General features: G+C 55.5%; 6 protein-coding genes and 1 tRNA gene. 2 read left to right on the forward strand and 5 right to left on the reverse strand.

Going from position 1 to position 14,074, the window contains the following annotated elements; genetic code table 11:
- Positions 1 to 259 precede the first annotated feature (259 nt).
- A complete protein-coding gene (locus tag V6D20_20130; GenBank protein HEY9818088.1) occupies positions 260 to 1,114 on the reverse strand; it encodes a potassium channel family protein in 855 nt (284 codons plus the stop codon).
- Positions 1,115 to 1,310: 196 nt separating this feature from the next.
- On the opposite strand from V6D20_20130, the gene V6D20_20135 reads away from it, so the two are divergent.
- Complete coding sequence (locus V6D20_20135; protein ID HEY9818089.1) at positions 1,311 to 2,771, forward strand: YdiU family protein; 1,461 nt, start codon at positions 1,311 to 1,313, stop codon at positions 2,769 to 2,771.
- A gap of 131 nt (positions 2,772 to 2,902) precedes the next feature.
- Here the strand turns inward: V6D20_20135 and V6D20_20140 are convergent.
- Together V6D20_20140 and V6D20_20145 are read right to left on the reverse strand one after the other, a co-directional pair.
- Positions 2,903 to 2,976: transfer RNA gene (locus tag V6D20_20140), tRNA-Pro, on the reverse strand.
- Between the two features lie 131 nt (positions 2,977 to 3,107).
- Entirely contained in the window at positions 3,108 to 7,097 is a 3,990-nt protein-coding gene (locus tag V6D20_20145) for a magnesium chelatase subunit H (protein HEY9818090.1), read from the reverse strand.
- A gap of 334 nt (positions 7,098 to 7,431) precedes the next feature.
- Here V6D20_20145 and bchH point away from each other — a divergent pair, with 334 nt between their 5' ends.
- Positions 7,432 to 11,136 carry a magnesium chelatase subunit H gene (gene bchH, locus V6D20_20150; protein HEY9818091.1) on the forward strand — a complete coding sequence of 1,235 codons (3,705 nt, stop codon included), beginning with the start codon at positions 7,432 to 7,434 and terminating at the stop codon, positions 11,134 to 11,136.
- A 76-nt stretch (positions 11,137 to 11,212) separates the two neighbouring features.
- On the opposite strand, the gene V6D20_20155 is transcribed toward bchH, so the two are convergent.
- Positions 11,213 to 12,487 carry a glycosyltransferase gene (locus tag V6D20_20155; protein ID HEY9818092.1) on the reverse strand — a complete coding sequence of 425 codons (1,275 nt, stop codon included), beginning with the start codon at positions 12,485 to 12,487 and terminating at the stop codon, positions 11,213 to 11,215.
- 577 nt (positions 12,488 to 13,064) lie between these two features.
- Positions 13,065 to 14,074 (reverse strand): nitronate monooxygenase (locus V6D20_20160; protein HEY9818093.1); only part of this gene is annotated, 1,010 nt, incomplete at its 5' end.

Genomic DNA, 14,074 nt, shown 5'->3' on the forward strand with positions numbered 1-14,074 from the left:
TGGAGTCGGTTGAGCGATCGCGACTCTGCTAATCTTTGGTTGAGACAGATGATTCAGCTAGCTTGTCAGAAAATTCTAACCGTTTCAGATCATCGTCAAACTCCCCAGAAGTAAATCACGTTGAATGCCTACTAGCCAACACTGACTGGCTCTAGTACAGTCACTATGGTGGACTCAATAGCAATGGGACTCCGCAGACATTTGCAAGGCTCATACCCTGATTCAGCAAAACTCCCGACTTTGGTCACAGTTTTATGGCTTATTGCCTAGATGATCCTGAGTTATCTGGCAAAACAGATGCTGGAACTTGAAGACCCTGAACGCGCTGCTTGATAAATTCTTCGTGCTGTTGCCGTTCGTAGGCGGTGATCCATGATAGAGTTGTGGATAATACAACCAAGCTAAAAAACATAGCGATCGCTATTTCGCTGGTTACAGCGGCTCGGGCGATGAAGGAAATGGCGTGGATATCACCAAAGCCAACGGTGGAAAAGGTGACAAAGGCAAAATAGATGGCGACAAAGCCTGGATCGAGTCCAGAAAAATGGCTTGCATCTTGGCGCACCAGTTCGCTGTACAGACTGGAAAAGCCAAGGATAATAGTAGAAAAGCCGATGGATAAGAGCCCTAGAACCACGGGTAGGCGATTGATGGCGGGGATGAAGGTGTAGTCTCGCACCCGCATGGTTCCCTGAAGACGCTCGACTTCTTGCTCTTGCCCAGCTCCGAGAAACACTTCCAGTACAAGTAAGATAACTAACCCTAAACCACTGCTGATGGAGATGCCGGAGAGCCATAGTCCTAGGGCATGGCTGGGGGAATTCATCTGAATAGCTTGTAGGGTATTGCGTCCACAGAGAATCAACAGTACCAGGGCGATCGCTCCCATGACCTGGCGCAGGGCAGTGAGTCTACCATAGCGGGAGGTGACTTGGGTGTGAATGATGGGCGCGTCGGCAGCAGCAGCGATCGCTCCCGTGGCTTGCAAATGCTGGATGATCACCTGAGCGATCGCATCACTGAGGGCGGGTTCTCGCAGCAACTCGCGGATGGTCTCGGAGACTTGGGTGAGCGGGGCAGGCTGGTCGGGCTGAGCAGAAGGTGGCGGATTCATAGGCGACCGATCGTCTCGTGTACTGTTCGTATGGTGCCATGAAAGTACAGTAAGCAGAGGATTTGGGGGCGATCGCTGACCGTGGGCTCTATCAATTGCTCCATGGGTAAGATTTCTATCCATCTAAGGCACAGGTCTATGAGAGGATAGCCTGGGTAGGGCACGCCCATACCCCGCCCGTTGTTTTGGACTCGCCATGGTTTCTGCTAATCCATTTCTCAATTTAGACTACGAGCCAGCCCTAGAAGCGATCGGTGATGATTACTATGACGTGGTCATCGCTGCAGATTTTCCTCAGCAGATCCTGCGTTTTCGTAACGATGCCCTGCTACCCCGATTAGGACTGTCGCCTGAGTCAGTGACCGATGGCGATTTTATCGAAGCCTTTGCAGCCTTTAAGGGACGGGAACCGCTGCTGGCCCTGCGCTACCATGGCTATCAGTTTGGGGAATATAATCCCTTTTTGGGTGATGGTCGCGGCTTCTTGTATGGTCAGGTGCGGGGCACGGATGGCGATCTCTACGATCTGGGTACCAAGGGATCGGGGACAACGCCCTACTCGCGGGGTGGTGATGGGCGTCTGACCCTGAAGGGCGGCGTGCGGGAGGTGTTGGCGGCGGAAATGCTGCATGTGTTGGGGGTTAACACCTCTCGCTGTTTAAGTTTGGTGGAAACCGGCGACTCGCTATGGCGAGGCGATGAACCGTCCCCCACCCGCGCTTCGGTGATGGTGCGCTTCAGCCGTTCCCATATTCGCTTTGGTACCTTCGAGCGTCTGGACTATATTCAGCGTCCAGATTTAATTCAGCGGTTGCTCAACCATGTGATTGCCACCTACTATCCCCATCTTTGGGAAGAGGGCGATCGCTACGAGTTGTTTTATCAAGAACTAGTGCAGCGAACAGCGGACTTGATGGCCCAGTGGATGATGGCGGGTTTTTGCCATGCAGTGTTAAACACCGACAACATGTCGATCACTGGCGAAAGCTTTGACTACGGCCCCTACGCCTTTTTGGATCGCTACGATCCACGGTTCACGGCCGCCTATTTTGACTACAGCGGTCGCTACTGCTACGCTAATCAACCGGAGGCCTGTGTGTGGAATCTAGAGCGGCTTCAGGTGCCGTTGAAGGCTGTGCTGTCGGCGGACGTCATGAAGGATGCCTTAGCTGGATTTGGCGATCGCTTCACCACAGAGTATCGGCGGTTGATGCTGCAAAAACTGGGCTTGGCGCATGTGCCGGATGACCTCGGTATTCCCTTGCTGCAAACGACGCTCCAGCTTTTGGTAGACAGCGACATCAGCTACCATGCCTTTTTCCTGATGCTGCGGCAGCAGGTGTCGCCCCTGTGGTGGCAGGATGCATCTTTGATTTTGAATGGGGCGATCGCCCAGCCTGGTTATGAACCGGATGAATCCCAATTCCACCCAGCCCATCTCCAAGAGTGGCGATCGCTTTACCATAGGGCGATCGCTGCGGCAGCTCATGATGCCGTAACAGCAAGGCTCAATCGCTGGAATCCCGATACCATCCTGCTGCGATCGCAAATTGAAGCGGTGTGGGAGCCGATTACTGTGGATGATGACTGGACGCCCTTTGAACAGTTGCTTAAGCGCATCTGGGCATCGGTGGAGATGTCAGCCCCGGTGCTGTAGGGGGGGCAGGTACTTGAACGGTGATTTGGGACGGCGTTGCGGAATCATACTGTTATTCTGCAATGCCGAGGTCACCTACCTAGCAGGATTTAAAAATCAAAAATCTCGCATCACTGCGAGATTTCTTAGAATCGGAGCGGCGGGATTTGAACCCACGACCCCCACTACCCCAAAGTGGTGCGCTACCAAGCTGCGCTACGCCCCGAATTGCACTGAATTACAATGCTTAACTAGAATAGCATACATTGTAATTCAGGTGACGCCTTCAGCGTCAAATTTTCTGCGAAAGCTGGGGTAGGGGCAACCCGTAGGCAGACCCTACCTCCTAGTCATGGACTACTCAACGCCTTCGATGCGGTCTTCCACTTCTTGATAGAGCTGGCGTAGGCGATCGAGGTTTTCTTCGCTGGTTTCCCAGTAGCCACGACCGTTGACCTCCAGCAGCGTGGTCACCATCTTGCGGAAGGAGTGGGGGTTGAGGTTCATCAACCGCTTTTGCATCTCCTCGTCTTCCATGAAGGTGGTGTTGACGTCTTCGTAGACCCAGTTGTCCACTGCGCCCGCCGTTGCCGACCAGCCGACCGTGTTCACCAACCGCTTCGATAGTTCTCGCACGCCCTCGTAGCCGTGGGAGAGCATCCCTTCGTACCACTTGGGATTGAGCATTTTGGTGCGGGCATCGAGGCGCACGGTTTCTGACAGGCTACGTACCTGAGCATTGGCCGTGGTGGTATCGGCGATGAAGGCCGACGGGGTCTTGCCGTCCTTGCGCAGATTAGCGACCACCTTGGTGGGGTCGGAGTCGAAGTAGTGGGACACATCCGTCAGGGAAATTTCTGACGAATCCAGGTTTTGGAAGGTGACATCCACAGTCTTCAGGGAAGCCTCGAAGATCTCCCGTGACTCGTCCATCATGCCGGGGTTATCGGAGTTGAAGGCAAAGCCCTTGCGGCGCAGGTACATATCCTGCAGTTCCGACTCGTTTTCCCAGGTGCTGTTTTCCACCGCCAGGTTGACGTTGGCCGCGTAGGAACCGGAGGCGTTGGAGAACACGCGAGTAGCAGCTTGGCGCAGATGGATGCCCATCTCTTCCGCTTGCTGCAGGGCGTGCTTGCGCACAAAGTTCATCTCAACCGGTTCATCGGATTCCGCTGCCATCTTGATGGCCCGATCCAACAGGTTCATTTGGTTGATAAACAGGTCGCGGAAGACTCCAGAACAGTTGACCACCACGTCAATACGAGGCCGTTTCAGTTCTTCTAGGGGAATCAGTTCCAGCTTGTTTACGCGACCGAGGGAATCCGGCACCGGGCGCACCCCCACCAGCATCATCACCTGGGCCAAGGATTCGCCGTAGGTTTTGATGTTGTCGGTGCCCCAGAGGACGAAGGACACGGTTTCGGGATAGGCTCCGCCATTTTCGGCCCGCTGGCGATCGAGCAAGCGATCGACCACGATGGTGGCGGACTGCACCGCAGCGGTGGTGGGAATGGACTGGGGATCGAGGGCGTGGATATTTTTGCCGGTGGGCAATACATCGGGGTTGCGAATGGGGTCGCCGCCGGGGCCAGGGATGACGTATTCACCCTCCAGCGCCTTCAGCAGAGCGCCCAGTTCGTTATCCGCGCAGACCTGTTGCAGACAGAATTCCAGATATTCCATCAGCTTCTTGAGCGCGTCCACATCCACATTGGGATAGCCCGCATCGGTCAGCGCCTGCAGCCATGGCTCCTTCTTGCCCATGTTGAAGAAGTTGAGCTTGGAGACCAAGGACACCCGACCCTCGGCATCGGTTTGGGCTTGAACCAAGGCGGCTACGGTGACGCGGGTGGCTTGGGTGATGTCGTAGAGCAACTGCACGTCTTCTAGGACGCCGCGATCGCTGTTCTTATAGATATCATCCAAGTTACGGCCAATGCTGGTGGCGATGATGCGCGGTAGACCCAGCAGATTATCTTCGGCACGATCGAGGCTGGCGATGTTCACCAGGGTGGCGATCGCTTCCTCTGCCGTCGGTGGTTGACCGATGATATGCAGACCGCAGGGCAACAGCCGCGACTCAATCTCCATCAGGCGGATATAGACCTTGCCGATGAGGTTGTCCCGCTCTTCCATGGAAAGCTGATCGGCCTCGACCTCCGGTAGATCGATGTCCTTATCCAGATTCACCAAGCGGCATTTATCTACAATGGCATTGACGATTTGGATTGCCCGGCCGCTTTCCTTCTGGGTTTGGTAGGAGGCAATCAGTTCGCTGAGTTCCTTCAGACCCTTATACAGCCCGGCATTTTCTGCGGGGGGCGTCAGGTAGCTGATGGTCTCGGCATAGCTGCGGCGCTTGGCGATCGTCGCTTCCGAGGGATTATTCGCTGCGTAGTAGTAGAGGTTGGGAATGGTGCCAATCAGGCTATCGGGGTAGCATTCGCCCGACATGCCCATTTGCTTACCCGGCATGAACTCTAGGGAGCCGTGGGTGCCAAAGTGCAGGACGGCATCGGCTTTCCAGATGCGTTCCAGGAAGGTGTAGTAGGCGGCGAAGCCATGGTGGGGGCTGGCGGAACGGGAAAAGAGCAAGCGCATCGGGTCGCCTTCGTAGCCGAAGGTGGGCTGAACCCCGATGAACACGTTGCCGAAGGACTTACCGTAGATCAGCAGATTCTGACCATCGGAGTTGAGGTGCCCTGGTGCAGGGCCCCAGCTATCTTCCAAGCGCTTGTGGTAAGGCGTTAGCTCTTCATACTCTGGCACCGACATGCGGTAGGCCACATTCAGCTCAGGGCTGGCGTATTGGGCCTGGGCATCATGGATCACCGCTTCCATCAGCGCTTGGGGCGAGTCGGGCAGATCCTGAATGTCGTAGCCGTTGCCCTTCAGCGCCTTCACAACTTCGTAGATGGAGCCAAACACGTCGAGGTAGGCGGCAGTACCCACGTTGCCTTTATCGGGGGGGAAGCTGAAGATGGTAATCGCCACCTTCTTATCCACTTTGGGCTTACGACGCAGGGTGGCCCATTTCATGGCCCGTTGGGTGATGGCTTCAACCCGATCCTGGAGAGCGATCGCTTTCCCCGTGGCTCCATCGCGGCCGGAGAGGATGATCGGTTCAATGGCTCCATCCAGTTCGGGAATAGCAATTTGCAGCGCCACCTGAATCGGATGTAGACCCAGATCGCTGTCCTGCCATTCTTCGGTGGTTTGGAACACCAGGGGCAGCGCCACCATGTAGGGACGGTTGAGGCGCTTGAGGGCGTCGATGGCCTTGGGATGATCCTGCCGAGCGGGGCCGCCAACCAGGGCAAAACCGGTAAGGGAAATCACCGTATCGACGAGGGTCTTGCCGGGGGAATTGGGGTAGTAGAAATAGGCATCGACGGGTTTTGAGAAGTCTAGACCGCCGGCAAACACCGGGATCACCCGTGCGCCCATGCATTCCAGCTCCTGCACCATGGCCACATAGTGGGCATCATCGCCGGTGACCAAGTGGGTGCGCTGCAGCACCATGCCCACCGTGGGCACGAGGGGATCTTTGAGGTCATCGGAAATATCAGGACGGCTGTTATACCAGTCGAGGTAATCCTGCACATCCTCAAACATGCGCGGAGCCAAGGGATGCCAGATGCCCATGTCGGGGTAGGTGACCGGCTCTTGGTAGTGCAGAGCTTCCCCATCTTGGGATACCTGGTCTTTGAAGACATATTTGTCGGCCAGCATCAGCAGGAAGTTTTCCAGGTTTTCCGCCGAGCCACCCAGCCAATATTGGAAGCTGAGCATGAAGTTGCGAGCATCCTGGGCCTTGTCCATGGGCAGATACTTCAGCACCTTGGGCAAGGTGTTGAGCAACTTGAGCATGGCGTCTTGGAAGCTGCTGCCCGACTGCTTCTTGCGCTTCTTCATGAACTCGCCGATGGCGCTCTTGGATTGACCAAGCTGGGCCATGGAGAAGGTGCCCATCTTGTTGAGGCGCATCACTTGGGGCATGGAGGGGAACACCACCGCCACGTCGAGGTGATCGCGATGGGGTTCCACCGCTGTGACCACCTTTTCAGCCAGTTCTTCGATGAAAATCAAAGAGGCAATGAAGACATTCGCGTTGGCGACGTCCTTCTCAAAAGCTTCGTAGTTTTCTGGGCTGCGGAGTTCTTCTAGCAGATACCCGCTGATTTCGATGGCGAGATTGGGGTTGTTCTGGTTAATCGAGCGAACCGCCGCGGATAAGGCGCTTTGGTACTGCGGCTCTAGCACCACATAGACAACCTTGAGCAGCGAACGGTTCTGAAGATTTTCCGGCTCAATGTGTCTGATCGCGGGCTTGACATAAGTGAACATTCAGTGAGGCTCCTGTAAAGCTGCCAGATTGAGGCTTGCTCAAATCACTACTATTGAGTGTTTGTACCAGAAAAACCAGGTCAGAAACCGCACCCTCCTAAGATCTGAAACAATTTGATAAAAAAACTGAGACAAAAATTTACAATATTTGACATATCCTGAAGTAAGCACTCATTTAATTGTAAATTTATTGCAACAATGTTAAGGGCGATCGCTCCCATGTCTTTTCAGCTCTGGATTTCACCGATGGGGATCGGTCACGTTTTTGGGCGATATTGGGCGATCGCTGGGAATTATGCCTAGGATCAAAGTAGCTGGAACCGTTGGGACTGCCATGAAACGCATCGTGTTAATCGCTGGTTTTGAGTCATTTAATGCCGATCTCTATCGCCAAGCGGCCCGAGAGGTGAGCGATCGCTGTCCTGATCTGCAGATGCAGGTGTTTAGCGATCGCGATCTGGCGGCGGATCCCCAGGCGGTTGAGCAGGCGCTCCAGGGAGCCGATGTGTTTTTCGCCAGCCTGATCTTTGACTACGATCAAGTCCTCTGGCTGCGGGAGCGGGTGCAGCAGATTCCCATTCGCCTGGTGTTTGAGTCGGCCCTAGAACTCATGAGCCTCACCCAACTGGGTAAGTTTGCCATTGGCGACAAGCCCAAGGGTATGCCCAAGCCGGTGCAGTTTATCCTCAGCAAGTTTGGCGGCAGCCAGCGGGAAGAAGACAAGCTAGCCGGCTACATCAGCTTCCTCAAAGTTGGCCCCAAGCTGCTGAAATATATCCCTGTGGGCAAGGTGCAGGATCTGCGCAATTGGCTGATCATCTACGGCTATTGGAATGCGGGCGGTAGCGACAACGTGGCGGCCATGGCTGGGTACCTGGCCCAAACCTACCTGGGCGTGACCGTTGGCGAGATTCCGCCGATGCTGGAAACTCCTAATATGGGGCTACTCCATCCCGACTACGATGGCTATTTTCTATCCCCCCGCGCCTACCTCGACTGGTACCTGAGTCAATCTTCCCTAGCCGCTACCGCGCCTCGGGTTGGCCTGCTGCTCTACCGTAAGCATGTGATCACCCGCCAGCCCTACATTCCCCAACTGATTCGGCATTTTGAGCAAGCCGGGCTGATCCCCATTCCCATCTTTATTAACGGCGTCGAAGGCCATGTGGCGGTGCGGGACTGGATGACCACCGCCCACGAACAGGCCCAGCGTCAGCAGGGCACTGTAGACTGTTCCTCCCTCTCCACTGATGCCGTGACGGTGGATGCTATTACCTCGACCATTGGCTTTCCCCTAGTGGGCGGCCCGGCCGGATCCATGGAAGCGGGGCGGCAGGTGGAGGTGGCCAAGCGCATCCTCAGCGCCAAAAATGTGCCCTATCTGGTCTCCGCACCGCTGCTGATTCAAGATATTCACTCTTGGACACGTCAGGGGATCGGCGGTCTGCAAAGCGTGGTGCTCTATGCCCTGCCCGAACTCGACGGAGCCATCGATCCCATTCCCCTGGGCGGTCTGGTGGGCGACAAGATTTACCTGGTGCCCGAACGGGTGAAACGGCTCACCGGTCGGCTGAACCAATGGATTGCCCTGCGCCGCAAACCTAAGAGCGATCGCAAGCTGGCAATTATTCTCTACGGCTTTCCCCCCGGCTACGGCGCAACCGGCACCGCCGCCCTGCTGAATGTGCCTCAATCGCTGCTGAATGTCCTGCGGGCCTTGGAATCTGAGGGGTACGATCTCGGCAACGACCCGCTACCGGAGGATGGGGAAGCGCTGATCGCTCGGGTGAAGGCCGCAGACGATCTGTTTGTCTCCGCCATGCCCCCTGGCTCCCGGCTGACCGATGGCCAAACCACCACCGTTGCCCCCCGCCAGTTGGCGAAATGGCTGGGCTACCTGCTCACCCGCCGGGTGGAAAAACAGTGGACATCCCTCACCCAGAGCGGCATTCGCACCCTCACCGGCGAACATCCTGAGGATAGCCGCTACCTGCTGGGCGGCGTGCAGTTGGGTAATCTGTGGATTGGCGTGCAGCCGCCCCTGGGCCTTCAGGGCGATCCCATGCGGCTGATGTTTGAGCGGGATCTGACGCCCCATCCCCAATATGCCGCCTTCTACCAATGGCTCCAGCACGACTTCCAGGCCGATGCGGTGCTGCACTTCGGCATGCACGGCACGGTGGAATGGCTGCCCGGCTCCCCTCTCGGCAACACTGGCTATTCTTGGTCGGACGTCCTCCTCGGCAATCTGCCCCATCTTTATATCTATGCGGCCAATAATCCCTCCGAGTCAATGCTGGCCAAGCGGCGGGGCTACGGCGTGCTGATTTCCCACAACGTGCCGCCCTACGGTCGAGCTGGTTTGTATAAAGAACTGGTCACCCTGCGGGATTTGATCGCCGAGTATCGCGAGGATCCCGAGAAAAACGACGGACTCACCGAGATTATCTGTAAAAAAGTTCTGGATACTGGCCTAGAAGCCGACTGTCCCTTTGACGACGCCAAGCGCCTTGGACTAGCCTTCAGTCCTGAAACCGTCCGCATGTTCAGCAGCGATCGCTTCCGCCATTACCTGGTTAAGCTCTACAACTACCTGCAAGTGCTTGAAGCCCGCCTATTTTCTTCGGGATTGCACATCCTCGGGGAAGCGCCCAATCCAGAGCAGGTGCAGGGCTATTTATCCGCCTACTTTGGCGATCGCCCTGATGATGATCAAGACCAAGCAGCGATCGCCCAGGAGATCACCCACCGCCTAGCCCAAACCACCGACGAACTCACCAACCTGCTGCGCGGCCTCAACGGCGAATATATTCCCCCCGCCCCCGGCGGCGATCTGTTGCGCGACGGCCCCGGAGTCTTACCCACCGGCCGTAACATCCACGCCCTCGATCCCTACCGGATGCCCTCCCCCGCCGCCTACGAACGCGGGAGAGCGATCGCCCGTCAGTTGATTGCCCAACACCAGGACGTCCAGGGTACCTATCCAGAAACCATTGCGGTGATGCTCTGGGGCTTGGATACGATCAAAACTAAGGGCGAATCCATCGGCATTTTGTTAGAACTCGTTGGCGCTGCACCGGTGAAAGAAGGCACCGGCCGCATCGTTCGCTATGATTTGATTTCCCTAGACGACCTCGATCATCCCCGCATTGATGTCTTAGGTAACTTATCCGGCATCTTCCGCGATAGCTTCGTCAACGTGATTGAATTACTCGACGATCTATTCCAGCGTGCCGCCCAAGCCGACGAGCCAATTGAGCAAAACTTTATCCGCAAACATGCGATCGCCCTCCAAGCCCAAGGCGTCGAAAATCCCTGTGCCCGCCTCTTTTCCAATCCCGCTGGTGACTTTGGTTCTCTGGTGAACGATCGCGTCGTGGATTCCAACTGGGAAACCGGCAAAGAGCTAGCCGACACCTGGAAAGGTCGCAACACCTTTAGCTATGGTCGCCACGATAAAGGGCAGTCGCGCCCCGAAATTCTAGATACCTTACTCCAGTCCACCGACGGCATTGTCCAACAGATTGACTCCGTGGAATATGGCCTCACCGATATTCAGGAATATTACGCTAACACCGGTGCGCTGAAGCAAGCGGCGGAACAGAAACGCGGCAAGAAAGTCACCGCTAGCTTTGTGGAAAGCTTCTCCAAAGACACTACTCCTCGCAGTTTAGAATCTCTCCTGCGTATGGAATATCGCACCAAGCTCCTCAATCCTAAATGGGCTGAAGCCATGGCCGACCAAGGATCTGGCGGTGCCTACGAAATTTCCCAGCGCATGACTGCCCTAATCGGCTGGAGCGGCACGACGGATTTCCAAGATCACTGGGTCTATGATCAAGCCGCCGAGACCTACGCCCTCGATGCAGAGATGGCTGAGAAGCTACGGCAAGCAAATCCCGAAGCGTTTCGCAATATTGTCGGACGAATGCTAGAAGCTCACGGTCGCGGCTTTTGGGCTGCGGATGATCACAAGCTAAACCAGTTGCGATCGCTCTATGAGTTAACCGATGAAGAGCTAGAAGGGGTGACGGTGTAGCAGTAAAAAAAGCTGAGAATGACGCTCAACGTATTGAATCTCAATTACCTCAGCCTGATTATGATCTAGATCAAACTCACGTTGCAGCAAACTTGGCAGTGGTGAGGGTAGTGTTGATCACCTGCACAGCTTGACCGACACCATCCTCCGCCCGAATAGTTGTTCCTAAATGCTGAGCGTACTGTCGCAGGGTTGAGTTTGTGGTCGCCTGCTGAATGGCATGGGCTAGAGAATCAATCGAGAGGCGCTTCTTGGGAATGGGTTGAGGACTAACGCCTAATTGAGCAGCACGCTTGCCCCAAAAGGGTTGATCGGCAAAAAACGGCACAACAATCCCCGGTATACCCGATCGCAACGCTGCCGCTGTCGTTCCTGCACCACCATGGTGAACAATCGCCTTCACGCGGGGGAACAGCCAGTCATGGGGAATGGCATCCAGCTTAAAGACGTGGTCGGGAAGATCGGCATTTTGAATACCCCCCCAGCCTGTGAGCAGCAGTCCCCGTTGACCAGTTTGCTCTAATGTGGCCAGGGCGATCGCCGTGGTAGTTTCCGCATCCCGGCTGGTCATAGAGCCGAAGCCAATCGAAATGGGCGGGTCTCCTGCGGCTAGAAAGTCCAGCAGCTCAGTCGGTGGTGTGAAATTCGGTGGCGCATCCAGAAACCAGTATCCCGTTATATGGTGGTGGGCGTCCCAGTCGGGAGGGTGAGGAATGACCGCTGGACTGTAGCCAAACAGCTTAGGCAGCGATCGCCAACGCTGACCCAAGAATGGACAGTTTTGGTGCGGCGCTAAGTGCAGCGTGCGCTGACGCCAATCATTGACTGATTGCTTGAAGAGCTGCCAGTAAAAGTGGTTGAAAAATTGATAGACCCAACGATTGAGGGTTTTTCCCAGGTGGACGGGGGGAGCCATCGGATGGGTGATTGCTCCGGTGGGCAAAATGGGTTGGAGGAGGGCAATGAAGGACGGTAGTCCCAGACACTCCGCCACATCATCGCCAAAAAAGGCCGTGCCGCTGCTAATGACCGCATCTGCATCCTGACAAGAGGCCCAGGTTTGGGCCAAGGATTCTGCCAAAATTGGATCTAGCGCTTCTCGTAAACGGCTCAGAGCTTGCAGTGGATTGCCTCCGGAGGCAATCATGCTCTGCCCTGCTTCTCCTTGGACGATCGCTTGCACATTGCCGCCAATGGGCCAGAAGTCTAGACCATAGTGTTGAATTAAATCTTTGAAGGTGTCGTGGGTGGTGAGCCGGACGGTGTAGCCCGCTTGCTGTAGCCCCACTCCTAGCGCAATGTAGGGCTGAACATCACCTCGAGACCCGATCGTGAGAATGTTGATTTTCATGGCTTCCTGATTTAGGAGATGTATGGAAAAAGGTACTAACACATTCGATTGTCCGATTGAATAGTCATGATTAAAACCTGCTGTCTTCGATCCCCGCTTCGCTTCCCCCTTGGTAAGGAAGCTACAGACATTTTGGTACTGCCCTAGGCTTAAGTGAATTGTGTGTCTAACCGGACTTGCGAGCAAACGATGACCCAGTTCCTACTCGGAAAACGGAAAAAAGAGGTTTAAACCTTATTCTTTCGTCGGATGGTGTGAGATGTCCTGATGTCAAATCCGGTTAAAAGGTCATAACTGGGATCTCCTGCCTTTGATCTCCCGCCTTGCTTCCCCCTTGTTCAGGGAGCTACAGACATTCTGGTACTGCCCCAGGCTTAAATGAATTGTGTGTCTAACCAGATTTGATATGACGGGCCTTCGTCAGGTTGTTCCAGGTGATAAGCGAGGACTCATCTTAAATCTGGATCAGGAGCTACGGGATCTTTCCCTTGCCATCCCTCGCCATCCCTCGCCCAACCAGCGTCCAAGGGAACAATGGTTGGTACTGTCCAAGCTATGGGGATATGACGGGCAGCATCTAGTGGGTAGGATCTGCTAGTGTTGGTTCCGGCGCGATCGCCTGCAAGCGCCAAGTGAGTAACTCCAAGGCTTCGGTTTCCATGTCTCGGATGATGTCTCTAACAGACTTGATGGCGGTAATGTTGCCACTACTTTCCCCGGCGGTGAGACACATCTCCTCAAAGTCGCCGGTGGTGTCGGGCATTGGCAGAATGACGGAAAACGGAGGCATCGGTACCGTTTGCCCAGCAACGATGGTAGAACCAATGGGAGGGCTTGTTCGTGCCATGTCCATGGCTTCGGCAACGCGATCGCCCCACTGATGCACCGCTCGATTGCGAATCACTCGCATCATTTGCCCCGGCATTTCAGGGCCAAACAAGGTGGTTCGAGTGGTGTCGCCTAGTTGCGCATCTAGGACTCTTGCTTTGTACTCAGCATGGGCATAGGCTTCTTTGCTGGCAAGAAAGCGAGTGCCACACCATACGGCTTCTGCTCCCAGAGCCAAGGACGCGATGAGTCCCTTGCCGTCGATAATGCCCCCTGCTGCAATCACGGGAATTGGTGCAACGGTGGTGCAAACGGCGGGTAACAGATTGAAGGTACTAGCTTCCGAGCGATTGTGGCCGCCCCCTTCGGCTCCTTGGGCAATGATGGCGTCTACTCCCATTGCCTGGGCTGCCTTTGCCTCAGCAACAGAACCGATTTGGATCCAGACCTTAATGCCGCTGGCCTGCAACTGGGTTACCCATGTTTGGGGCGGCAGCGACCAGAAAAAGATCACGACGGGCACCTGTTCGTCAACACAAACAGTGATGTGCTCTGGTTGTGCCATGTCTGTCACGAAGTCAATGCCAAAGGGGTGCTTCGTCAGCGATCGCGTTTCGCGAATCAGGTGCCGCAAGCTTTCTGGGTCAACCATCGCAGCGCTGAAGGTACCCATACCCCCTGCATTGCTAACGGCGGCAGCGAGGGTTGGGGTGGCAATGCAGGCCATGCCAGCGGAAATGATTGGGGTGGAAAGGTGGT

This window comes from Candidatus Obscuribacterales bacterium, assembly GCA_036703605.1.
Taxonomy (GTDB): domain Bacteria; phylum Cyanobacteriota; class Cyanobacteriia; order RECH01; family RECH01; genus RECH01.